Source organism: Calothrix sp. FACHB-168 (assembly GCF_963889195.1).
GTDB classification, from domain to species: domain Bacteria; phylum Cyanobacteriota; class Cyanobacteriia; order Cyanobacteriales; family Nostocaceae; genus Aulosira; species Aulosira anomala_A.
The window spans coordinates 202,703-225,693 of sequence record NZ_CAWPNJ010000019.1; the positions used below are offsets into that span (position 1 = coordinate 202,703).

Below are 22,991 nucleotides of genomic sequence, written 5' to 3' on the forward strand. Positions count from 1 at the left end.
CTATTAATTTAGGGAAATTAATAATGTATAGATTAAATAGATTCAATAATGCCTGTAGAAGATGTAACCTTTCTACAGGTAATTCTATATGTGGACAGAGTGAAGTAGATTTTAATGAGGTAGAACTTATAGTAGTATCTGCCTTTCCTGGAAATCAAGAAGTAAAAGATGGCATCTCCTTATCTCCTGGAGATAAGAATAGTAGTAAGATGAATGCGGGTAAATTTCTTAGGTTATGTTTACATTGGATGTTTGATTTAGATGTAGAAGTACCTAGTGAATTGAAACCCTTTTCTGAAAAGGTATTTTATACTAATGCAATTAAATGTAATCCTCAGAAAGGTCAGATAAAGACTCAGATAAATAATAATCATTTAGATTCTTGTAAGGATTGGCTTAAAGAAGAAATAGATTTATTTAATAGAGGGCAACCTATTCTTTTAGCTGGCTCTGAGGCTTGTAAATCTATATTGGGATTTAAAGAATCTATTTATAACAATAGAGGGATAATTCATCAGTATAAGAATCATCCAGTAGTAGTAACTAATAATCCTATCGAGTGGGAAAGAGGCGCTCTTAAAGAATTAGTTTATGGAGATAAGACTATAGAAGATTTAGATAAGTTATTTAGTAGATACAAGAATCCTAAGAAAACTTTTATTGATAGTATTCTTAAAAGTAAGTATTGGACTCCAATACCATTAGGTAGTGGATTATGGTTTGCTAAACAAGATTTATTAAAAGTTAAACAATTAGTACTAGATAATTATAGAAGGGCTAAGAATGACTAACAAAGCTAATATCTATAGACCTACTAAATTTAGTGAAATTCTTTCTCAGGAGAAACATGTAAGATTAGTAACTAATTTAATTAGATATAATAAACATGCAGATATAAAATGTTTGATGTTAGCTGGGCCTCCAGGCTGCTCGAAAAGTACGTTAGCAAACTTATATGCTAGAGCTACTTTATGTAGGAATAGAAAAGCAGGGGAATATGAACCTTGTGGAGAATGTCCTATTTGTCTAGGAGAAGATACAGCTAATATACATGAGTATGTATTTAGTGAGAACAATGCTCAGACAAAAGCAGAGATAAATAGATTAATAGAGATAAGTTATCAATATCCTATTAGTACTACTAAAGAATCACATAGATATAGAAGATTTATTATTATAGATGAAGCTGAACTAGCTACACCAGAGAATCTAGCCTTGTTGTTGAAGCCGTTAGAACATAGTCCAAGTACAACTACTTGGATAATCATATCTATGGATTTAGAGAAACTAGAAAAGAAAGAGCCTATTATTTGTGAGGCTATAACTAGTAGATCTATAGTCCTTAGGATGAATAGATTATCTAAAGAGGAAATAGCTAAGGGGTTATTGAACAAATATGATTTAGATCATAGAAGTGCTTTACTAATTGGTGAGATTAGTAAAGGGAATATGAGAGATGCGTGGAATATTATTACTCACCTATTAATTCTAGAAGGAGATATAGAGAATATTAATGAAGAGAAGATATATAGCTTATATCTAGGAGGAGCGCATCCTGATAGTAGAAATAATATGTGGGAAGCCTTATCTAAAGGGGAAGCAAAAGAAGTAGCTAGGATAGTAGAAGGATGGGAGAAATTGAGTCCAGATCCTAAGTACATAGCAACTCTATTAGAGAAAGATATACTCTATTCAATAATAAACTTTAACACTTCCTGTCAAGACTTATTAACTGATTTAGCTATATGGCATGGGTCTAGTAATAGATATAGTTTATTAGCTGTTTTATTGAACCATCTAAATATTAGTGTAAAGGTGCAAATGAATATAAAGAAAGAAGAGTCTGTAAGAGATAGTATTAATGGTCAATTAATGAAAGCTTTAAATAAAAGAAAAGGAATTCCTTTCTTTTTAGCAAGTAAATCATTTAAAGAATGTTCAGAAAGGTATAGCAAAGGTGATATACTTCACAATCTCACCAATTGAGTTAGTCAAATATCATATAAATAAACAGCTAGGAATATTACCAGACGTAATAGAAGTAGATAGTGTTAAGGATATATATGGAGTTCTTATTAAAGGTACAAGTTTTAAGAAGTCTATTAATTTAATAAATGCTAGTAGGATTAGTAAAGGAGAGATGGCGAAATTCGTATATAAACAGGGAGCTTTTAATACTACTTATATAGTATTAAATGAGTCTTGTTATAAAGAATTTCAAAAGAAATATAAAGCATCAGTTAGTGTAAAAGGAATATTAATTAATCCTGATTTATATAAAAGTAATTTATTGAAGCTGAAAAGTTTATTTGAAGATGAGGCATACGAATGGATCTGGGATAAGTTTAAATACAATCCAAGTAAGTTAGACAAAGAATTAAATAGATTACTTCTTTCTGTAGAAAAGAAAAAGTACTCTAGAAAAGAGTTAGTTGATATGTATGAAGGAATAGGAGGAGTCTATGCTTATAGACAGTACATAGGTTCTATAAGGGGCACTGAATTACTTAGTAAGATGAGTGATAAAGAGTTGTGGATGTTAGTAGTAGGGGGAAATAAAACTCCCTGTTTATTCTACAAATTTCTAGTAGAAGATACTAATAGAAAGCCGCTTCTATATCATTACTTATTAATAGTAAGAGAAGCTGTACAAGATGGTCTTATTCCAGTAAGAATAGGTGCAATTTTATTTAATGAGTGGGTTAGATATCTTTCTCTACCTAGAGAAGAATATATAACGATTAGTAGTGAACAAGTAAAAAGATTAAGTAGGTTAAATAGAGGCTAATTATGGCTAAGAAGAATAATGATTCAGTAGATAACAATGTATTTAGTGAAGATACTAATGATTTTGGTGACTTCTTAAAGACCTTAGATATTGACTTGAGTACTCTAGAAGATGAGGGAAGTACTGCAACTAGTAGTACATATACACCCTTTACTAAAGTAGAGAATATTAGAGTCTTAGTAGCTAAATGGGGTGATTCTGGTTCTTTTACTTGGTCTATGCCGGGTAATTTAGAATATATAGAAGAATTAGAAGGGCTAGCTAATCCTAATTGGATAGGAGGATTCATTCTCCATGCTGAGATTAAATCTTCTCTAGAAGAAAAGGGAGAAGATGGAATGAATAATACTTCTATCTGTTCTGTAGTAGGATTTCGTAATCCAGTAACAGGAGAGTGGTTGAAGAAACTACCTGACTTTTATGCTATTACTGGCATGTATGATCCTAAGACTTGGGATGATAGAACTAAAACCCCGGATAGAACTAAGCCTGCTCCAGAAATAGACAGGATTAGAATGGTTGGTAGTAGAAATCAATTCTGTGCTGATTGCATTAGAAGTGGAAACTCTGTACTAAAAGATCCATCAGGAGAAATAGTTTCTGAGTGCGGGCCTTATGGTCGTTTATTCTTCTATGTTACAGAGATAGGTAAGAGTAAGAAGCTGCCTCCTTCTAAACCAGGAGAAGAACCAATTACTCAATTAACAATCAAGACTGTTAAGGAGTTACTAGGAGAAGAAGGTTTTATCTTAATGATTAAGATGCCCCATAAAACTGCAATCAAAGGCAGATGGGATAGCCAAATAGTAGAGAATAGAAGAATAGGCTATGCTATGTATCTTAATACACTTAAGAGACAATTCTCTAGTCTAGGTGATTATCGTAAAGATCCTAGATTTGTATATACTTCTATTGCTATTAAGCCTCCTATTGAAGGTTCTAAAAGCAGTAAGAATTATCTACACTTCGAGGCTGTAGATTATGACAATGATGAGGCACCTAAAGTTTCTCATAATCTACAAAAGAAAGCGATTGAAGTATGGAGTGAAGTCAATCCTAATAAACAAAAACTACTACTAAATAGTATTCCTGGTATTGTTCCAGTAGTAGAATCTAGATCGCTTCCTCCTATGAAGAGCGCTGTTGTTGAAGATAATAGTAGTCCATTCGCATAAGGAATATATAGAGGATAGGAAAGCCCCTATCCTCTATATATTTGTAAGGTATGAATATAGAATTCGATGCTGCTAATTGTTTCCTAATGGGAGATATAGAATCTATTAGAGAGGAACTTACTAATGATTTTATTGTGCCCTATAGTTTACTGGAACCCTTATTTAAGGGTAGTCAATGTTGCATTCCAATAGGAGTAATGAATAAAGACTATGTTTCTTTATGCAATTATCAGAATGATAAGTTATTAATTGTTCCTACTGGATTATTAGTAAGAGTTATAAATCTATTGAAGAAAAAGAATATAGAATATAGTCTTACTAATTTAATAGATAAGAAGGTAATAGATAATGGAAAAGAGCTGCCTTCTTATTTAAGGATTAATCAAATAGAAGCTATAAATAAAGCAATCGAGAAGAGAAGAGGTGTAATTAATTTAGTAACTGGTTATGGTAAGACAGTATGTATAGCAGAGTTGATAAGAAGATTAGGAGATGGTGTTAATTGTTTAGTAACAGTACATAGAATTAATATTCTATATCAACTAAGAAAAGAGATAGCTACTCAGTTAGAAATGGATGAGAAGGAAATAGGTCTTATAGGTAATAGCAAAATTAGTATTAAGGGAATAACTATAGCTAGTAGAGATAGTATTACTTCTAAGATAAATAGTGGAGATATAAGAGTAATAGATTATTTGAAGGAAGTGAGAGTATGGCTATTAGATGAAGTTCATCGTATGGCTAATAGTTCTGGTGCCCTTATTAGCAGTTATATAACTAATAGTGAATATAGGATAGGGTTTACTGCTACTGATGAAGTAGAGGCACCATGTTTATTAGAAGGTATAGTGGGGCCTAATATTATTAGAGTATTACCTAGCGAAGCTATAGAAGAGAAAGTTATTATGGAGCCCGATATTAGATTCTATTCAGTAACTAATGTTATTAATTCACCTCTAGCAAAGAGATTAGCTGGATATAAATTTAATAGTTTTGGGCCTAAAGAGATGAGAATATATAACATTCTATATGATGAGATTATATGTAAATGTCCTAATAGAAATAAGTTAGCAGCAGAGTTGATATATGAATATAGCTTATTAGATAGAGGGCCCATTATAGTCTTTGTTAAGAAAGTTGCTACTAGTGGTGGAACTATAGATCATGCAGACATAGTTAATAGTTATCTATCTACTTATGGCATATCTCTTCCAGTATTACATGGTAATACTTCTATAAAACAGAGACTAAGTTTAGAGAATGCTCTTAGAGATAATACTATTCCAGGAGTTATAGCTACTATTCCTATTCTTTCAGAAGGTATATCTATTAAATCAATAGGAGCAATGATGTTTTTACAAGGGGGTAGTGCTAAGAGAAATAAACAGACGGGTAAATATGAATCTATAGAATGGATACAAGGAATAGGTAGAGCCTTAAGAATCTATGAAGGTAAAGAGAAGCCAATTATCTTTGATTTTATTGATTCAGTAAGTATATTTAACACTCAAGCAGAAAAGAGATTTAAATGTGCTAATGATAATTATCCAGGTTATGTAAGAAGAGTATGAAACGACTAGCATTATCAGGAAGAATTGGTAGTGGTAAATCTACAGTAGCAGAGATTCTTAGAGAAGAAGGATATCTAGATATAGCAATAGCAGACTGTCTTAAGAGAATGATATCTTCTATCTATAATGTGAATATAGATTATTTTCATAATCAGGAACTAAAGAATATTCGTCTATCTAGTTTAGGCGGCATGACTCCTAGAGAAGTCATGACTTTCTTAGGTACTGATTGTTTTCATAAGATTAAAGCAACTACTTGGATAGACAAAACTATATCTGACATATCAGATATATTAGAACTTGATTTACCAGTAGTAATAACAGATGTTAGATTTCCTCATGAATGGTTGGCACTAAAAGAATTAGGATTCAAACTTATATATATAAATAGATCTATAGAAGATGAGTTTGATTTTCTAAATGAAGTGCTTATATTTCTAGGTATTAGAAAGATTCATAAAAGCGAAAGATATGGGGCTTATTTAAAGGGACAATCTTCCTACATTATTAATAATGTAGGAAATATAAGTGATTTAAAGAATCAAGTAATGAGTCTGATAAATGACTGATCTAATAGAGAATAAGTATACTCACTGGTCTAATACAAAGATCTACTTAGCTACCAGTAGTAGAAGATATGAAGCCTTAATAGCTCCTGCTGGTTGCGGCAAATCAACTCTAATTAAGGATCTTCTAAATGAAGATCCTAATTATGGTTGTTTAACTAGTAGTACAGGTATATCAGCAGTTAATATAGGAGGCAGTACTATACATAGTAAGTTGGGATATAAAGATATTCAATCTTTAATACATGAAGTAGAGAATGGAAATATTATTAAAAAGATAAGTTGGATAGCTAGAGATGGGTTTAGAAGAATTATTATTGATGAGTTATCAATGTTATCAGGAGAAGAATTAGATCTTATTTGTTTTGCTATAGAGAGATATAACAAAAGTAATTTTGTCAAAGAGTGGGGTGAAATAAGTTTATTAGGTGTAGCTGATATAGGTCAATTACCAGCAGTAAAAGGAAAGCCATTCTTTCAATCTAAAGTATGGAAACACTTTAATGTTAATTATCTATATGAAGTTATGAGACAAGATGAGAGAGATTATATTAATAGTCTCCTAGCCGTAAGGTTAGGTAAAGCTAATGAAGTGGTTGATTGGTTTGATGAACATGTAGGATTCAATAAAGATTTAGATAATGAGTTTAATGGTGCTACTATATTTGCTACTAACGCTAAAGCAGATGACTTTAATAGATTAAGACTTTCTCAGCTTAAAGGAGTTGAGAAAGGATATAGAAGATTTATAACAGGTAAAGCTAGAAGTGAATGGAATAGTATTCCTGAAGAGTTGAGATTAAAAGTAGGTAGTAAAGTAATTCTTCTAAAGAATAACCATAATGAAGGATATGCTAATGGTGATCTAGCTATTGTTAAAGATATGTATATAGATAAGATAATAGTTGAAGTATTGAGAAAGAAGAAAGAGGTAATGATTGAGTATATTAAATTAGAAAATAAGACTCATAAAGATGGTGCCTCTATAGGAGAACTAGCTTATCTACCAGTAAGGGGAGCAGATGGGTTAACTGTCTGGAAGATGCAGAGTTTAACAGTAGCCGCCTCTCAAATATATTTAAAGGAACCTTTCTTAGGTAAGACTAGTGGAGCTTTATATGTAGCTCTATCTAGAGTAAGAACTAAAGAGGGATTAAGATTAGTTGGTAATAGATCAGATTTTATTAAGAGATGCTATGTAGATCCGATCAATTTACCGATGATAATAAATAGTACTAAATTTATTAACTAATATTTAAATTTCTATTAAATAAGAGATTAAGAGATAGTTTGAATACTGATCTATTAATCTCTTATTTAATGATAATTCTAGTTTAATGAGATGAAAAGAGTATGTTAGACAGAGTTAGTATCATAAAAAGCCAAGTAATAATTACTGATGTATTACCTGGATATTCTATAGGATATAATAAGTGCCCCAGTTGTGGTGGATATGGAAAGTTTTCTATTAACAAAGATTTAGCTAGATGTTTTAATACTTCATGTGATTTAAATAAAGCTAAGGATGTAATAGATGTCTACAGATGGGTTAATAAAGTAGACAATTTTACTCAAGCTCTTAGCGAAATAGAAGCTACATTTGGTATTACTATAGCTAGACATAATAGCAAAAGACTAGATCTATTTGATAAATGTGCTGATATTTATTCCTGGTATCTATGGGGAAATAAAGGCAATGCAGCTAGAGATTATTTATTCAGTAGGGGATTCAGTGAAGCAACACTAAAGAGTTATAAGATTGGTTATGCGCCTCATAATAATTCTCTAAGAGACTTTGATCTAGATACTAAAGAACTAATAAAGGAAGGTCTTTTAAATGATAGAGGGGAGTACTACTCTAATAGAATAATATTTCCTATTAGAAATACATCAGATAGAGTAGTTCACTTTACTGGTAGATATTTAGGAAATATTCCTAATGAGTTTGTTCCTAGATATAAAGATAGTCTTACTAATAAAGCTTATGGCGGCACTAAAGATTATTTAGTTCTAGAAGAAACTTTAGGAAATATTAGTGATAGTTTAATAGTAGCTGAAGGATATCCAGACACATTGAGTCTTAAGCAGAAAGGTATAAATGCAGTAGGGTTACTAGGTTTAGAAAAGTTAAGTAAGCATCAACACAAGATAAAGAATATTAGAGAGATTGTGTTTGCTTTTGACAATGATAAATATCCTATATCTCACCCTAAATATCCTGGTGAGTATAAGAGTTGGGTAGCTATTATACCTCAGCTAATAGATTTACAATTATATATGCCTGAGAGTAGGTTTTATATATGGATGGTAGATGAAGAGAAAGGAAAAGATATTAATGATTGGTTGAGTAAATATTCTCTGGATAGAGATGAGGTATTAGAAGATATTAAGAAGAGGAGAGTTGACTTATTAGAATTTCTAATAGAGAGATATGGTAATGATTTTACTTATCATAGACATCTATTGAAATTAGTAGAAGTAACTAAAAGAAAAAGGAGCCAGCTAATGAAATTAATTCCGCCAGAAATGAATCCTATAGACTATGCTATGCAGGTAATATGGGGAGCAGCCTAGTAGAGATATATATCTATTTAGATATAGGAGTAGTTAACAACATAGTATTTCCTACTTATGCAGTAGGAATACTATATGTACCTAAATGGAAAGATTATATTCTTAAGGAGATAGAATGCTTTAAAAGTATAAGAGATAATTACTTAAATGGAACTTTAAAGACAAGAGCTTATCTAAATAATATAGAGAGATTAAATAAGATAGCTAAAAGATTAGATGAGCCTTCTTATTATATAGAGATTGTTCCTATAGAGAAATATATGATTAATAAATATGGTCAGGTGAATACTATTACAAGAATAAGTAAAGTAATAGAAATGAATCTAAGATCTAGGTTTATTAATGATATAGGAGAAGTAGTAGAGACTTTTACTTATGTGGCAGCAAGAGCTAGATTCTTAGATATAAAAGGTAGAAATATAATTTATTTATCTAGTAATCCAAAGAGTAATAAGAATTTACTAATACCATTTACTTTTACTACTTGTCTAAAGAAATTAGATGAAGAGAGATATATAAAAGATAGAGGGTGGGGCAGAGATATATTTAATAAAATGAATATTTATTTCTTAGAGAGATTATTAGAAAAGGATTATCTATATGATTATTACTCTATTAATTTAATAGTTTATTATTTATGCTTTCACTATAGTGGTAAAGGCAAGACAATAAAAGATAATTTACCTTTGTGGTTAATTAAACACTTTGAGAGTTATATAAATGAAAGATACGATTACTTGCGGTATTATAGAAACATTACCCTTCCTAAATGACAAAGGGTTAGACATAATACAGATACATTTGTTAAATGATCTAAAGCTTCAATCTATGGAAGAGAAAGAGCCTTTAGAAGAATATATATCTGCATTTAAGAAATTAAATGTATTATTATTAGGAGTGTTTATAGACCTAGTAGAAGGTAAAGAGAAGGCAGTTTTTGTAAATAGTAATTTAGATATGATTATACAAAAACCAGAGCTATTAAATCAGTTTCTAGAATTTAGAAAGAAAGTGTTTAAGAAATATCAAAGTGAAATAGTAGAAATATTTGAAGAATTACAAAAGGAGCTATAAGAAGGAGGCAGCATGATAATAGATACCCAATTACTAGAGACAATAAAAAGATCTAATGATCTAGAATGGGTTCTAGAAGATCTAGTAAGAAATGATCCTAATCATTCTTCGAGAAAAGTACAGAATAGAGCTATATCTAAAGACATGATTGATGTTTGTGTAGCTTTAGGTAGAAAAGAAAGAAGCTATGGTCAAATAACTTTCACTCTAACAGATAGATGTCTAATAAAGAGTCAGTTCAAGAAGTATATAGATTCTTTAAGGGGATTAAGAATAGTAGGATCTATAGAAGGCAAACTGCTAATGATTAGAACAGTTTACTGGTACGACAAAGTTAGTAGAAAGAAACCTAGAATACAAAACAAATAAAAAAGGGGCAGATGCCCCTTATCTTTGTGTTATTCTTTCTATCTCCATCTCTATCTTTCTTTCTTCTGATATAGAGTCTGCTAAGTCTGGATAGCAATGCTCTATATAAATACACTTCTTACCAAAACTAGAGAGACAGGGGCTATAACTAGAGTCAGGAACATGCTTACTGAATAATTCTTTTGATATATACTTATGTTTACCAAATAAGATATCTAGAGTTATATTCATTCCATTTCTATCTACATCTACTAGATAAAGATTATTAGTTCTCAAGTTGTGAATACCTATAAAATCTACTGTTAAACCAGTTAACTTCTCAAAAGCATATACATAGCTATATAGCTGAACATTATATTTAATCTTAGTCTCATCTAACTCTTCTTTAGAAGATTTGTAGTCTACAATAGCTATACCTTCCTTACCTTTATGAACTGCCCTACCTATCCAATCTATAAAAGCATTTAAATAAATACTATCTTCACCACCTAATGAATCAGGCATTAGAACTGGATTAATAAGGCTTCCACTCTCCTCATCATATTTACTAATAGGTAGTTCTGTATATAGAGTTTCTAGAAGATTAGAAGGAACTGTGTAGTTACTAAGAATATAATAAGACTCTCCAAAGACTTCACATAGAGATATATTCTCTACATAGTCACTTATTTGAGAAGCTAGTCTATTAATATAATCTCTCCTAGAAGGAAGATTCATTGCCTTCTCTGAATCTTTCCAAGTACTAGTCATCTGAGGGCTAAGAGGCACCTTACCATCTTTAGTTCTAATGGCATCTTTACCTATATAAGAACCAGAAGCCCTATTATAAAGAGATAAAACATCTTTACTATAACTAATCAGAGAACTAACTAGTGTATCTAATAAAACCTTAGATACATTCTTATCGAATAGACCTACATCTATCATTACTTCTTTACATAACAGATTAAATAGATCAATAGGATCTTTATAACTATCTAAAGAATATAATTCTTCTAATACTCTATGACATAATGAGCCTAATAAAGTACTAGAAGAAATAGATTTAACGTATTTATTCTCTACATACTTAAGTCTATAGTATTCACTACATTGAGAATAAGTCTTTAGTCTACTAACAGAATAATATTTAGGACTGAAATCTAAAGGAATGCTATTAATTATCATTTGTAAAATGCGGCGCTACTTTCTCTATTATAGCCGATAAGTAATAGTATCCAATAAGAATAGAATCTGATATACCATCAGATGGAATTTTACTTCTGGGAGTTTTTAATAAAGTGTAATTAGGAAATAGTTCCATTACATAAGCTATACTTCTTTTCTTAGTTTCCTTCTTTGAGAGAGTTTGTATATTAGAAGGAATAACTATATCTTCTGGAATAACAGACTGCCATTTAGTAGAAGAAATAATAGTATAAGTAAGACCTAAACCAGCAGCTAATCCTTTTATAAACCCATAGTTATGCATATTAATACTAGTAGAAGATATACCCTGACCTCCTACTATTATCTGCTCTTCTATCACTAGAGAAACTACATCCCAATAAGATACTAACTTACATAGAAGACTAGTTATTTCCATTTCATCTAAACATCTTATGGAACCTTTCTTAGTCTTCTTACTAGTAACTGGAATACTATATGTTTCTATAGGAGTAATTATCTTATCTCTTAAAGAAAGTATAGTAATAGCTCCTTCATATCCTGGATCAATAGAAATAATATACATAATTAAACCCTACCTATTAATTAATACTAACTTAATAGGTAGGGAATATGAATAAATTAATATCTAGAACTTACTCTAGAGAACTAAACATAGCCCTGGCTTGTTGTATTCTCTTCCATATTCTTTGAGCGGCAATAGGATCTATTTTAGATACTTCTTCTATTACTACCTTTTGAAATTGTTTAACAGTTTGAAGAGCAGCAATAGAAGCTGCTAATCCAGAAGCATCTTTAAGAGATTGTCTAATCTCTCTCATAACTTCTAACTTAACTTGCTCTTTAGTAGTCTTAGCAGAATAGAATGAATCATCATCTTTAATAGCAACTTGATCTAATAAGTTATATAGATTATCAAAGATAGCTTGTAATTGTGTTTGAGTATCAAATACAGATCCTTGAGTAGATTCTATCTTTTCATCTATACTACTTTCACTATAAGACTTTAACCAATTCTTTACATCTTTCTCAGTAATAACAATACCTTGGTTCTCTAAAGAAGTTGTTATATCTTTAGTATTGAATCCACTCTCTAAGAGAGATAAAACATTATTACCTAACTTTAATCTATCTATAGGATTTAAAGATACTATTTTATAGTTATCAAGAGGAGCGCTTATAGTAGGATCAACAATTAATTCTTTAATACCATATAGCTCTTCTAATAATACTATCCATTGCTCTACTCCTATAAGCTTTTCTCTTTCTAATGTAGTCTTAAATCTATCTACAAAATCATTAAATAGCTGAACTACATTAGTGTACTCAGCAGCCATTATTCAATTCCTTCTTTCTGAAGAATGTCTATTGGATCTAAATCTGCAATAACATCTGCATTAATTAAATAATTCATTAGCTGATTAATTGCTCTATCCCATCATGTATACCCTGAGTTTCCTCATATTTAAATAGGGATTGGAACATATCATTATCCTTCTTTAAGAAGGATACTCCATTTTGTTCTCTGAACGTTTCTCTATTGAAGACTTCGCTGCTGATTGTCCATTACTATACTTACTTAGGATTTAACCTTATAAGCATCTTCTAGATTCTTTCTACTTTCGTAACCATCACACTTAGACATATCTCATTCTTATGTTGTGGTTCTAGAAGCTTTAGGATATTCCAGTCAATTAAAGGAGTTTAGCATCCCTCATTACTGAAGGAGAGGACAAGGGTAATAGTTCGTCCTTTTCAATGTACTAGGATCTAAATATAATCCATCAGCTATATCATTTCTAGCTCTATTAGTTTGCCATCTATATCCTAATAATCTATGAAGATATGGATCTGTTACTTTTAATTTTAATAAGGCCGCCTTTACTTGTTCATAAGTAAATATAGTCTGCTTACCATATACATGAGAGCAATCTAAAGGTTTTGCCCAAGGAAAATCATTCCTTAAATACTTGGTAATCGCATCTATACCTGGATGTGCTTGAGCCAATATTACCTCTTAATTATTATTAATAAATATAAATTATATATCTTTATATTTATAATATGTCAAGTAGAATAACCTGATTGAACTGTAGATAATGGATGTATCTGTCCTCTAGTTGCTAATATTAATAAATCATTTCTAGCTGATATAGCTTCTTCTAAGGTAACTACTCCATCTGTTCTATTAATAGATTTATTAGTTTCTAATACAGGAAGATTATTAATAGATAAGAATTGTAGATTAGCTTGTAAAGCAGGATTGAAAGCTTGGTTTCTAGGAATATATACAAAAGTTCTAATCTTATCTCCTATGTTAGATATAAAGGCTTGCATCTTATTTAATACTTTATTTATCACGCCGCCTTCATGACTATTAACAGTATTACCTTTATCTATATTTATTACCTTCTGCTTTAATTCTTTTACTTCTTTTTCTTCAGAAGCTTTGATATCATTATTAACTTGTTTTATTTTAGGATTACCGTATTCCATTATCTTACTTACTTGAATCATCTCTCGGTAATTATGAGCATTAAACATATAGGAATACCAAATAGCTCTACCGATAACTGATTGATTATAGTATTGAGATCTAACATCAAATTCTTTATCAAGAAATAGATCTATTAAATTATGGGGTCTAATAGTAAATACGGCTTCTATAGGCTTAATTAAATCAGGTTCAGTAGAATATACATCTCCGTACAAAGAAGCGTTTAAAAATAATCTTTTAGTTCTAGCTCCTGTGTAATCAGTAGCAGCCATTAAATGTCTCTGCCAATCATTAGCAATAGCAGCTTGAGCAGTACCGCTAGAGAATGGGGCTCTAGGATCATAGAACTGATTACTAGACCAAGCTAACTGAGATTCAAATGGAGTTAAAAACCAATTAAGTAATGGAATACTAGATATCTTTCTATGAATCCAACTAGAAACATTATTCATCATAGGAAGAGCTCCAGGAATACTGGATATAGCAGCATTAATTAAACCACCCGCCATAGCTCCTCTTGCTAAAACTCCAGGATTAGCTAAAGCTTTAAAGGGGCCTGATAAAGTAAAGAGCATACTAAGTATAGAAAGTCCACCTCCTATAAAAGAAGTGACTTTACCTGGAGATAAACCAGGTATCTTACCTAATAAATTACTAATACCTAATATACCTTCACCAATTCCTGTAGCCGCCCCTTGATACATATCTCCTATTATCTTAAAGAATCCTTTAGCAAAATCAGATTGTGTTATCTTTTCCCAAGTTTCACTTATATTCTTATGGAAAAGTACAGCTCCTCCTATTAAAGCTATACCAGTTAAAACAGCTATACCTATACCTATTGGCCCTGTAGCTAATAAAGAACCCCCTAAAGAACCCAGTGCAGCGCCTCCTCGAAAAAGAGCATAACTAAATAGAATACCTTGAATAGAATTTAAAACTGCTTCTCCAGCATGAGTAGCTTGATATCTTAAGTCACCAGTAGTATTGTTACCTAAAGCATCTTGAGTATTAGCTAGAGTAGTAAAAGCAGTCCATAAATCAATACCTTCTATTAATCCTAGAGATTGAGTTATTGTGCCTCCTATCTTTCCTAGAGTAGGCATAATACCCAGCTTAGGTCTTTTAAGTGTAGGTATTTCTCCTTGTACTTCACCTCCAGAACCAGGTGTTAATTTATATCCAATTATTCTTTTAACTGGAGATACATGGGCACTAGCTATCTCTCCAAATCTAGTTACCTGATGTTGACCAATATACTCTTCAATAACTTTTTCCATTCTTCTGCTATAACCGGATAGATCTTCTGGCTCAAGCACTAATAAATTATTTCTAATACCTTGGAATAAATACCCTATTTTATCTATTACTAATTGAGATAAATAATGGATAGTTTCAGCATCACTAGATAGGTTCTTATATCTACCTAATAAATTAGCCGATGGATTATTTCCTAGTTCATGATCTAGTAATTCTAGAATATCTTTTTGTAATTTATTTTTAATTACAGATTTTGCTGCCTCTTTAGAAGTGTCATCTAAAAAGTGTCTAGATACAGAAGCACCAAAGGATCTATCACCTACATAAACTTCATCTAAAGTATCAAAGAATCTATCTATATAATTATCTAGAGTTGATACATATACACCATGTAATAAATCTCTAACAGCATCTTTTCTTAACCCCTTCCAGAATCCAAGCCCCCCATTTATATTCTCATGTGCATTGAATATATCTAAAACTAAATCATCAGTCATAGATTGAACTTCTACTTGAAGACTCTGTATAGCACTCTTCGCTTCTCTTAATAAACTATCAGCACTTTGTCCTTCTGGAATTGATAAAACAAAAGTCTTATTACCTCTTCTAATATGTAGTGATTGAGAACTATAAGAAGCACCATCTACTGAATGAACTCTTTTATCTATAAAGAACTTAAAGGTTCTTCCGTTATCTGCTGGATCTGTAAATAGATTCTTAGCCATCTTGCTAGATTTAAGAACGGCTGCTGTATCCATTCCATAGAAGTAATGACCTAATAAACCTATTCCTAATGCTCCCCCTACAGTAATAAGACCTGCATAGGCTACTGGTTTAAAAGGCCCAGTCCATGCAGATATCTGAGCATCACCAGCTTTAGCTACTTCTCCAACAAAAGAAAACTCTCCTGGATTCACTGCTTGATTCCAATCTAGATACATAGATGAATATTCTAACCATTCAGTAGTCTCATCTATTTCAGTTTTATTAGCTCTCATTTCTTTTTTATTCTTATCAAAAGAAAAGGTAATCTGTCTTAAAGATATCTTTCCTAATGGATTAAATAAATGATATAGAAAGTTAGCATTAAATCCATCTTGAAATATATTTCCATTTATTACAGATATATTACTATCTAAGGATTTATACAGATTAGACTTATCTATATTCCTACTTGTATTAATCAACATATTAGGATCTAGAGTGTCTACCATTCTACTTATAATAGAATCTAGAGGTTGATTAGCTAATTCTACTGTTCTTCTAGTTCTTTCTCTTAGGGATAGAGTAAGAAGAGAGTCTTGAGTTATTAGACTCATAGTACTTTCACTAGCTGGAAGGGTATACCTTCTTCTATTCTTTGGATCTAAAGGAGATAATTGAGCAGAAGCAGTTCTTATAGCTATACCAAGGGCTCTTATCTTAGAAGCAGATGTTCTTTCATCTACTAATGAGCCGCCTGTAAATCCTAACTTCTGCATAGATTGTTCTATTATTAACCTAAGAGGGCTACCAGATTTAAGAGCTTCTTTAAAATAGAAAGAAGAAGCCATGCTATAAATAGCAGTACTAGTATCTTGGTTAGCTGATTGTAGTTGTGAATAAAATGTAGCTGTTAATCCTTTATCTCTTAGTCTAAAAGTTACCCCTACAAAAGGAAGAATAGATTGATATGTATTCTGGGGGTTAACTATATAAGGAGCTACTAAAGTTTGTAATATACTATTAAGTCTAGATATAGATGGATCAGTTATATTAATTAGTTTCTCTCCTCTTAAAGGACGATATTGTCCTTTAGCATTCATTATTAACTGATCATATAAATCACCTGAAGTATATCTCATCTTATCTTGTTTAGTTACTATCCTAACTACGTTAGCTATTGCTTGAGGTAGTAATTCTTTACTATTAAGAGAAGAATAGAAAGCGTCTACTGCTGCTTGTCCTTGGCTACCATTAGAATGAATAGTCCCCAGCATATTAATAGCAAAGGTAGTTGCAAGAGCTCCAACAAATCCAGCAGTTATATATCTAGTTAGTCTACTTACTCTAGGCCCTCTTTTAGTAGACTCTGCAAAGTTTACAAATTCTGTTCTATCAGTAACCCTAAAGAAGTCTTCTCTTAAATTAGAGTCAGCTAAAAATTCATCTATATCGTCTATCCTATTCTTAGCTAAGTTATCTAAGGAATCACCAAGAGCATTATTTTCAGCTCTATCAGCAGCTAATGTAGAATGAGGACTATCTGAGAATCTAATTAGATACTCATTCATTAAATCTTTATATTTAGCTAAGTCACTTTTATAAAAGTATCTTTTAATTCTATAGTGAAATTGTAGCGCCCAAGTAAGAGGATTACCCTCTAAATAACCTATCTTAGAACTAACTTTATCAAAAGCAATAGCAGTACTTCTAACATCTTTACCAAAGTCATTATATATAGATGTTGTTAACCAAATAGAAGAACTACCTAAAGCAATAGTAGCCCATTGTTGAGCGGGGTCTTGTACTAGTTTATCTCTCTCAATCTTAGTATCCATACCAACACTAAGTCCAAACCATGAACTAGTGTACAAGTACATACCAGCAGTAATAATTGCTAAAGAAGGTATCTTCATTGCTGTAACCTTCCTCAGAACCTTATTATCTACTTCATTAAAGAACTTCCTCATACCAGTTGTCTTAGGAGCTATATGGGTATATATAGGTTTTCCTCCTAAAGAATAAGCTGCTGCTCCTAAAACTCCTACCCAACCACCAGCATTAATAATATTCTCATCATCGGTAAATACATCAGTTACAAATGAGAATACTTTATGAGATATAAGAGCTAGAACACCTAACTTACTAACATCTATAAGAGATCTTAACCCCCAATGTATCTTTCCCCCTGTAGCTGATAATGATTGGGTACCTTCATTAAATAATTCACTATAAAAAGAAGTATTAATCTTTACCATACTCTCCACAGTATTAAGTCCTTTATTAGGAAAGTAAACTAAAGATTCAAGTCCGTTATAGACACTCTTAGCAGCAGTCTTAACTGTATTGCTGGCTTCAGTTAATTCTTGTAAAAGAATATTATCCTTATTAAATAGTTTAGTTAGACCTATACTTCCTTCTAATAGTCCTAATACTGTAGCTGTATAGATTGCAAGGGTACCTCCTAGACTTCCAACAGCAGATAGATAATTAAGTATATTATTTGGTTCGTCATTATATACAAGAGAGAAACCTAACTTGTTAGTTGCATCTAAATTAACTGCTATAGGTGCAGAGAAAGAAACGTTGAATCCTAAAATAGGAGCAGACTGCATACCAAAGCTAAGAGATACAATACCCTTCTTACCTATTCTCTCATCAGCTCCTTTAACAGAACTAGCTACAAAGAATTGAAAGTATTGCATAGGTGCTTGTTGAGCTATTACTCTAGTAGTTCCGGCACCTTGATTATATTTAGTAATAGGTAATCTACTAAGCATTATTCCTGCATGGTAAACACTTAATCTATCCCCTTCAGTTAAGTATTCTCCTGCATGATATCTTCTAATAACTTCATTACGATAACTACCTAATATATCTGCTAATGCTAAATTCTCAGTAGGAGATAGATTACCTTTACCTAATAAATTCTCCCCAACAAAGGGAATACTTTTAATAGCATTAAGTACTCCTACTGCTGCCCATCTAAAAGCAAACCTACCAGCTAATAAACCAGTACTCCAAAACGCAAAAGATTTTAACCATGCTCCTTTAGGTGTTGCTATACCTTTCTCAGTAAGAAGATTGACTAGATATCTTTCATTCTCTAAAGATTCTCTAATCCCGAACTTAGCACTATGAGATACCTTCTGAATAGTTTCCATTACTTTAGGATTAGATACATCTAGAGAATATCTTTCTAATTCTGCTCCCATTGTTCTGGAGGCAAGTCCAGATGCTAGAGCAATAGCCGCCCCAGTATAACCAACAGATAAGAGAGGAGTAGTTAAACCACTAGTTGGTAGTATTCTATTAGCTGTAAACTCTACTGGTGCCGCCTCTCTATGATTAATAGATAACCAGAATTGACTCCAGATAGAAGCTCCCTGAAAAGAAGACATTAAATCGTCAGCAGCTATAGAAGCACCAATAGCTAGTAGTATAAAAGTACCTATCTTACCTTTATTATTTAGGAGAGGATCTATAGTTATAGTCTGTCTACCATGTTCTGTTCTAATCCTATCTATCTTATTCTTTTGTTTAGAATAATGACTTCTTGCTTTATCTAATAAAGCGTCTTCTCTACTCTGTCTCTTAAGAGCTTCTTCAGGTGATAACTTACTATGACTAATCTCTGGAGATATATGAGATTGATATTCTAATATTTGTGTAAAGAATACTTCTAGATCATCTAGATTGTTAGGATTTATCTTTCTAGTCATAGTACTTCCATCCCAAACAAGAGAACCATTTCTCACCATTTGGGTTTGTATCTGTTTTAGTTTTTTATATTCATTTAAAACATCACCATCTACTGAATAGGTAGAAATAATATTACCTAACTGAGATAATCCTTCTCTCATAATAGTGAAGGGTAGAGTAATAGTAGATATGAATCTACCTGCGGCGGCAGCTTTTCTCGAACCCATATCTACTATCTCATTTCTAGCTAGGATAGAATTGAATCCATTATTAAAATAAATACTCTCAAAGGTAGATAGAAGATCAGTAAAAGAGAACACTTCCGCAAGAGTTATAAAATCTCTAGTAGATGATCTATTCCTACCAAACCATCCCCAATTAAGGGGATTAGCTGGTAAATAATAACCTAATTCATCTAAAGCCTGAGCCACGTTCTGGGCTCTTTCATAACCCATATTCTTAATAATCCATTTACCATCTTTCTTTTCTGGGTCTCCAGTATATTCTAAGTAAGGAGAAGCATAGAGGGCTTCTCTATATTTATCTAGAGAAGTTCTCATCTTTTTCCAAAGAAGACCATCAGTTCCTAAAGATACAGGATATGGGTTAATCACATCCATTATGAAGGGATCAACTATATTCTGAAAGAGATATCCAGCTCTCTTCCTATACATAATATTAGTAAGAGAAGGAACTGTACCATTAATAGTTTCATATAAATGAACCTTACCGTCTATTCTTCTTTTAGTTAACTCTTCATGTATCTTTTGTTGTCTACTAATAGTTTCTCCAGTAGGAGTTTTAGATGTGGCATATTTAGGATCTAAGAATTCTGGGCCTATAGAAAGAATAGTAGAGGCGGCTCTAATAAATTTCACATCCTGAAATCCACTAGTGCCTTGCATAAGAGCTATATCTATCATCCCTTGAATACTACTCTTAAAGGCTTCTGAAGATATATATGAGAATGGGACTCCTAATGTGAAGTAAGTAAGAGTTGCTATTGAAGTAGTTAACAAGAAACTAGTAGAGAAAGTTAATAAACTTTCAAAGACTCCTTTATTACTTCCTTGAGTTAAGGAAGTAGGGTCTTTCATAGGGTTCATTTCTTCTAGAAGTTCTATGTAATCACTAGTATAGGCATTGGCTCCAAAGTAATAGCCTAATGATTTATCTAGGACTGCTCCTAATGCTCCTGCTATGGAAGGTAGAGTACCAGATTCATCTTTATATAATCTTCCATAACCATGAGAGATAGACCAGACATTAAAGTAATACCCCAATCCAGGAGTATTCATCTCTCTATCATAGTTAAGAACATAATCTGGAATAGAAGTTGGTAATTGACCGCCATGTGTAGCTACATATTTCATTCTATATGCAGCAGTAGCATATCCTTCCTTATTGATTATGTCTAGATGATCTTTACCTGCCATATCTCTAGCAGAATTATATAAAGCTAGTTCATAGAAATGAGATACACCATGTCTAGAAGGAAGAATATAAGTGCCACTAGAACCAGAAGTATCAAAGAAAGGGGCTAATTGAGCATTGTTATATCCATATTTATTAGCCTGATTCCCAGCCAATCTTTGAAGTTCATATTTACCACTGATATCTTTAAGATTACTTAAAAGTGAATTAGCTAGATTACCATCAGTTCTATATAATAAGTCTAGACTTTCTCTTCTATTAGCGGCACCAGTTATATTATGAGAACCTATATAACCTATAGTTTTACCTTTATCATGAAGAGCAAAAGCTTTAAGGTGAGGTAATAAAGGATCAGCTTTATCTGGTACAAATACATCTACTCCTGATGATCTTAAATCTTGAATCGCTCTAGATAACCCTTGCTTGCTACCACCAGTAGCTCCTCTAGCTGTACTATCTGGATTAGAAGATATAAGAGTAACTTTAGCGCCTCTATCACTAGCATCCTGTAAAGCATTGACTATTGCTGGATCATCTATATAAGGAGAAGCTATAACTATCTCTGCATTATTAGAAGCTCTTTTAATGTCACCAATAATAGAAGCAGTAGCGTCTTGTCCTATAAAGAAATTACCTCTACTTTGAGGATTAATTCCTTTAATAACATCTTCTTGAATACCTGTAAGATCTTTTATATCGTTCTTATTCCCTATCTTTACTGCTAAGTTTATTTGATAAAGACTTGAACTATTAGAGAAATGTTTAGTGAGACTATTTAATATACTAAGAGATTGCCTAGCTAATCTTGATTGTGGAACTTGTTGATGAGAAGAGTTAGTTAAATTGGCTGTGGATATAAGAGCTGTAGGTAAAGAATCTTCAGTACCTACATAACTTTTTATATGTAATCTAGCTTTCTCTCCAGGTTCAGAATATTTAATTATTGATATTCCTCTTTTCTGAAGGGAAGTAGAAAATCTATTTCTATGTTCTACCTCTTCTATATCTATATTAAAATTATCATCTATAAGATATCCTGTGTTAAGTATTACTCTGTTAGAGGCTCTAGTAAAAGATGGTGTTATAGAAGTACTAGGTAACTCAAATAGGGTAGATGTCATACTACCTTGATCTACGCCCTCAAAGAAAGCTCTGGTACCAGAGCTAACTTCTGAAGGACTATATAAAGTACTTTCTTGTTTTACTAACCTAGATTGTTGATTTAGCACAGGAATTATCCTAATTAATAAATACCAAAGGGACTATAGATATTAATACTTCCTGGTAAATAAGTACCCTCTCTAATCTGGGTACTATTATCAGACTTATCTCTCCATAAAACATCTCCTCTAGAAAGAGGTTTGTTATATAGAACTGTATAGGAAGTATTAGTAGAAGGAGCGGCTAAAGAATTAACCCAATTAATTAATAGCTGAGGAGTATCCTCATTAGGTAAAGAAGTAGGAATAGTAGTATCTATCAAAGACCATCCTTGATATATCTGACTAGAATCATCAGTGTTATATATAGAAACTATATCTATAACATCTAAATTATTAATTAATGAGTCATTAGGTGAGCCGCTTCTTAATAAATTAACTGTTAGTCTATTATTATTAAGAGATTTATACTCTACATAACTTCTATAACTAAGTAATCTATATCTATCCACAGTAGGTATATGCCAATATTCTATGTGGATTAACTTAGGAAATATCTTAGGTGCAAATTTAATATAATCGGTAGGAACAACAGTCTTATTCCATTGCCAATACTCAATCTTGTAACAAGCATTAATACCAAATCCTATAGAAGGAGGTAATTTTAATCTAACCTTACCTTTAACTAAAGAATTAGTAGGAATGTGAACTTTAATAGAAGGGGCAGGTAAGTTAGTGAGACTGTTATTGGTTTGAGGAGGATAGATTATTAGATAATAGTATGTATTACTTATAATAGGTTCTTCTAGAAGTTCTATCTCTTCATTAGAATTAGGTATATCTACTATAGGTTCAATAGGAAGAATATCTAAATCTAGATCTATTAAGAGAGGGCTAGATAACATAAAAAATAGTCTATAGAATATATATTCTATAGACTATTTACTTAGTA

At 31.7% G+C, this 22,991-nt stretch carries 17 protein-coding genes; 11 read left to right on the forward strand and 6 right to left on the reverse strand.

The annotated features are described in order from the left end of the window. Window positions 1-23: 23 nt before the first annotated feature. The 11 genes from AACW45_RS12110 to AACW45_RS12160 all read left to right on the forward strand — a co-directional run bounded on the left by AACW45_RS12110 (window position 24) and on the right by AACW45_RS12160 (window position 10,117). Window positions 24-791 (forward strand): uracil-DNA glycosylase family protein, encoded by a 768-nt coding sequence (locus AACW45_RS12110; protein ID WP_190628035.1) that lies wholly within the window; start codon window positions 24-26, stop codon window positions 789-791. Continuing rightward, window positions 784-1,986 (forward strand): hypothetical protein, encoded by a 1,203-nt coding sequence (locus tag AACW45_RS12115; protein ID WP_190628037.1) that lies wholly within the window; start codon window positions 784-786, stop codon window positions 1,984-1,986. The genes AACW45_RS12110 and AACW45_RS12115 overlap by 8 nt, the downstream gene beginning before the upstream one ends. Beyond that, complete coding sequence (locus AACW45_RS12120) at window positions 1,958-2,788, forward strand: hypothetical protein (RefSeq protein ID WP_190628039.1); 831 nt, start codon at window positions 1,958-1,960, stop codon at window positions 2,786-2,788. The genes AACW45_RS12115 and AACW45_RS12120 overlap by 29 nt, the downstream gene beginning before the upstream one ends. 2 nt (window positions 2,789-2,790) lie before the next feature. After that, window positions 2,791-3,963: a hypothetical protein gene (locus AACW45_RS12125; RefSeq protein WP_190628042.1), complete on the forward strand. Its 1,173-nt coding sequence runs from the start codon at window positions 2,791-2,793 to the stop codon at window positions 3,961-3,963. A gap of 197 nt (window positions 3,964-4,160) precedes the next feature. Then, the gene (locus AACW45_RS12130; RefSeq protein WP_190628044.1) at window positions 4,161-5,534 is read left to right on the forward strand and encodes a DEAD/DEAH box helicase; all 1,374 of its coding nucleotides are present in this window, start codon (window positions 4,161-4,163) and stop codon (window positions 5,532-5,534) included. Continuing rightward, window positions 5,531-6,103, forward strand: a complete 573-nt coding sequence (locus AACW45_RS12135) for a deoxynucleotide monophosphate kinase family protein (RefSeq protein ID WP_190628045.1) — start codon at window positions 5,531-5,533, stop codon at window positions 6,101-6,103. The genes AACW45_RS12130 and AACW45_RS12135 overlap by 4 nt, the downstream gene beginning before the upstream one ends. Next, window positions 6,096-7,352 carry an AAA family ATPase gene (locus AACW45_RS12140; protein WP_190628047.1) on the forward strand — a complete coding sequence of 419 codons (1,257 nt, stop codon included), beginning with the start codon at window positions 6,096-6,098 and terminating at the stop codon, window positions 7,350-7,352. The genes AACW45_RS12135 and AACW45_RS12140 overlap by 8 nt, the downstream gene beginning before the upstream one ends. 101 nt (window positions 7,353-7,453) lie before the next feature. Next, window positions 7,454-8,674 carry a toprim domain-containing protein gene (locus tag AACW45_RS12145; protein WP_190628049.1) on the forward strand — a complete coding sequence of 407 codons (1,221 nt, stop codon included), beginning with the start codon at window positions 7,454-7,456 and terminating at the stop codon, window positions 8,672-8,674. Then, window positions 8,659-9,447, forward strand: coding sequence for a hypothetical protein (locus AACW45_RS12150; protein ID WP_190628051.1), 789 nt, complete (start codon window positions 8,659-8,661; stop codon window positions 9,445-9,447). Before AACW45_RS12145 ends, AACW45_RS12150 begins: the two co-directional genes overlap by 16 nt. Window positions 9,448-9,502: 55 nt before the next feature. Continuing rightward, window positions 9,503-9,748, forward strand: coding sequence for a hypothetical protein (locus AACW45_RS12155; protein ID WP_190628053.1), 246 nt, complete (start codon window positions 9,503-9,505; stop codon window positions 9,746-9,748). 12 nt (window positions 9,749-9,760) lie between these two features. Continuing rightward, a complete protein-coding gene (locus AACW45_RS12160; RefSeq protein WP_190628056.1) occupies window positions 9,761-10,117 on the forward strand; it encodes a hypothetical protein in 357 nt (118 codons plus the stop codon). 18 nt (window positions 10,118-10,135) lie between these two features. Here the strand turns inward: AACW45_RS12160 and AACW45_RS12165 are convergent, their stop codons facing one another. The 6 genes from AACW45_RS12165 to AACW45_RS12190 all read right to left on the reverse strand — a co-directional run bounded on the left by AACW45_RS12165 (window position 10,136) and on the right by AACW45_RS12190 (window position 22,944). Further along, a complete protein-coding gene (locus AACW45_RS12165) occupies window positions 10,136-11,284 on the reverse strand; it encodes a PD-(D/E)XK nuclease family protein (protein ID WP_190628058.1) in 1,149 nt (382 codons plus the stop codon). Continuing rightward, window positions 11,274-11,849, reverse strand: coding sequence for a hypothetical protein (locus AACW45_RS12170; protein ID WP_190628060.1), 576 nt, complete (start codon window positions 11,847-11,849; stop codon window positions 11,274-11,276). The genes AACW45_RS12165 and AACW45_RS12170 overlap by 11 nt, the downstream gene beginning before the upstream one ends. 70 nt (window positions 11,850-11,919) lie before the next feature. After that, window positions 11,920-12,621, reverse strand: coding sequence for a hypothetical protein (locus AACW45_RS12175; protein WP_190628062.1), 702 nt, complete (start codon window positions 12,619-12,621; stop codon window positions 11,920-11,922). A gap of 380 nt (window positions 12,622-13,001) precedes the next feature. Continuing rightward, window positions 13,002-13,292 carry a hypothetical protein gene (locus tag AACW45_RS12180; RefSeq protein WP_190628064.1) on the reverse strand — a complete coding sequence of 97 codons (291 nt, stop codon included), beginning with the start codon at window positions 13,290-13,292 and terminating at the stop codon, window positions 13,002-13,004. 59 nt (window positions 13,293-13,351) lie between these two features. After that, window positions 13,352-22,108, reverse strand: coding sequence for a phospholipase D family protein (locus AACW45_RS12185; RefSeq protein WP_190628067.1), 8,757 nt, complete (start codon window positions 22,106-22,108; stop codon window positions 13,352-13,354). A gap of 14 nt (window positions 22,109-22,122) precedes the next feature. After that, window positions 22,123-22,944 carry a hypothetical protein gene (locus AACW45_RS12190; protein WP_190628069.1) on the reverse strand — a complete coding sequence of 274 codons (822 nt, stop codon included), beginning with the start codon at window positions 22,942-22,944 and terminating at the stop codon, window positions 22,123-22,125. Window positions 22,945-22,991: the final 47 nt, after the last annotated feature.

Coding starts and splice junctions, on each gene's coding strand:
- AACW45_RS12110 (WP_190628035.1), top strand. CDS start 24: ATGTATAGATTAAATAGATTCAATAATGCCTGTAGAAGATGTAACCTT.
- AACW45_RS12115 (WP_190628037.1), top strand. CDS start 784: ATGACTAACAAAGCTAATATCTATAGACCTACTAAATTTAGTGAAATT.
- AACW45_RS12125 (WP_190628042.1), top strand. CDS start 2,791: ATGGCTAAGAAGAATAATGATTCAGTAGATAACAATGTATTTAGTGAA.
- AACW45_RS12130 (WP_190628044.1), top strand. CDS start 4,161: ATGAATAAAGACTATGTTTCTTTATGCAATTATCAGAATGATAAGTTA.
- AACW45_RS12135 (WP_190628045.1), top strand. CDS start 5,531: ATGAAACGACTAGCATTATCAGGAAGAATTGGTAGTGGTAAATCTACA.
- AACW45_RS12140 (WP_190628047.1), top strand. CDS start 6,096: ATGACTGATCTAATAGAGAATAAGTATACTCACTGGTCTAATACAAAG.
- AACW45_RS12145 (WP_190628049.1), top strand. CDS start 7,454: ATGTTAGACAGAGTTAGTATCATAAAAAGCCAAGTAATAATTACTGAT.
- AACW45_RS12150 (WP_190628051.1), top strand. CDS start 8,659: ATGGGGAGCAGCCTAGTAGAGATATATATCTATTTAGATATAGGAGTA.
- AACW45_RS12155 (WP_190628053.1), top strand. CDS start 9,503: ATGGAAGAGAAAGAGCCTTTAGAAGAATATATATCTGCATTTAAGAAA.
- AACW45_RS12160 (WP_190628056.1), top strand. CDS start 9,761: ATGATAATAGATACCCAATTACTAGAGACAATAAAAAGATCTAATGAT.
- AACW45_RS12165 (WP_190628058.1), bottom strand. CDS start 11,284: ATGATAATTAATAGCATTCCTTTAGATTTCAGTCCTAAATATTATTCT.
- AACW45_RS12170 (WP_190628060.1), bottom strand. CDS start 11,849: ATGTATATTATTTCTATTGATCCAGGATATGAAGGAGCTATTACTATA.
- AACW45_RS12175 (WP_190628062.1), bottom strand. CDS start 12,621: ATGGCTGCTGAGTACACTAATGTAGTTCAGCTATTTAATGATTTTGTA.
- AACW45_RS12190 (WP_190628069.1), bottom strand. CDS start 22,944: ATGTTATCTAGCCCTCTCTTAATAGATCTAGATTTAGATATTCTTCCT.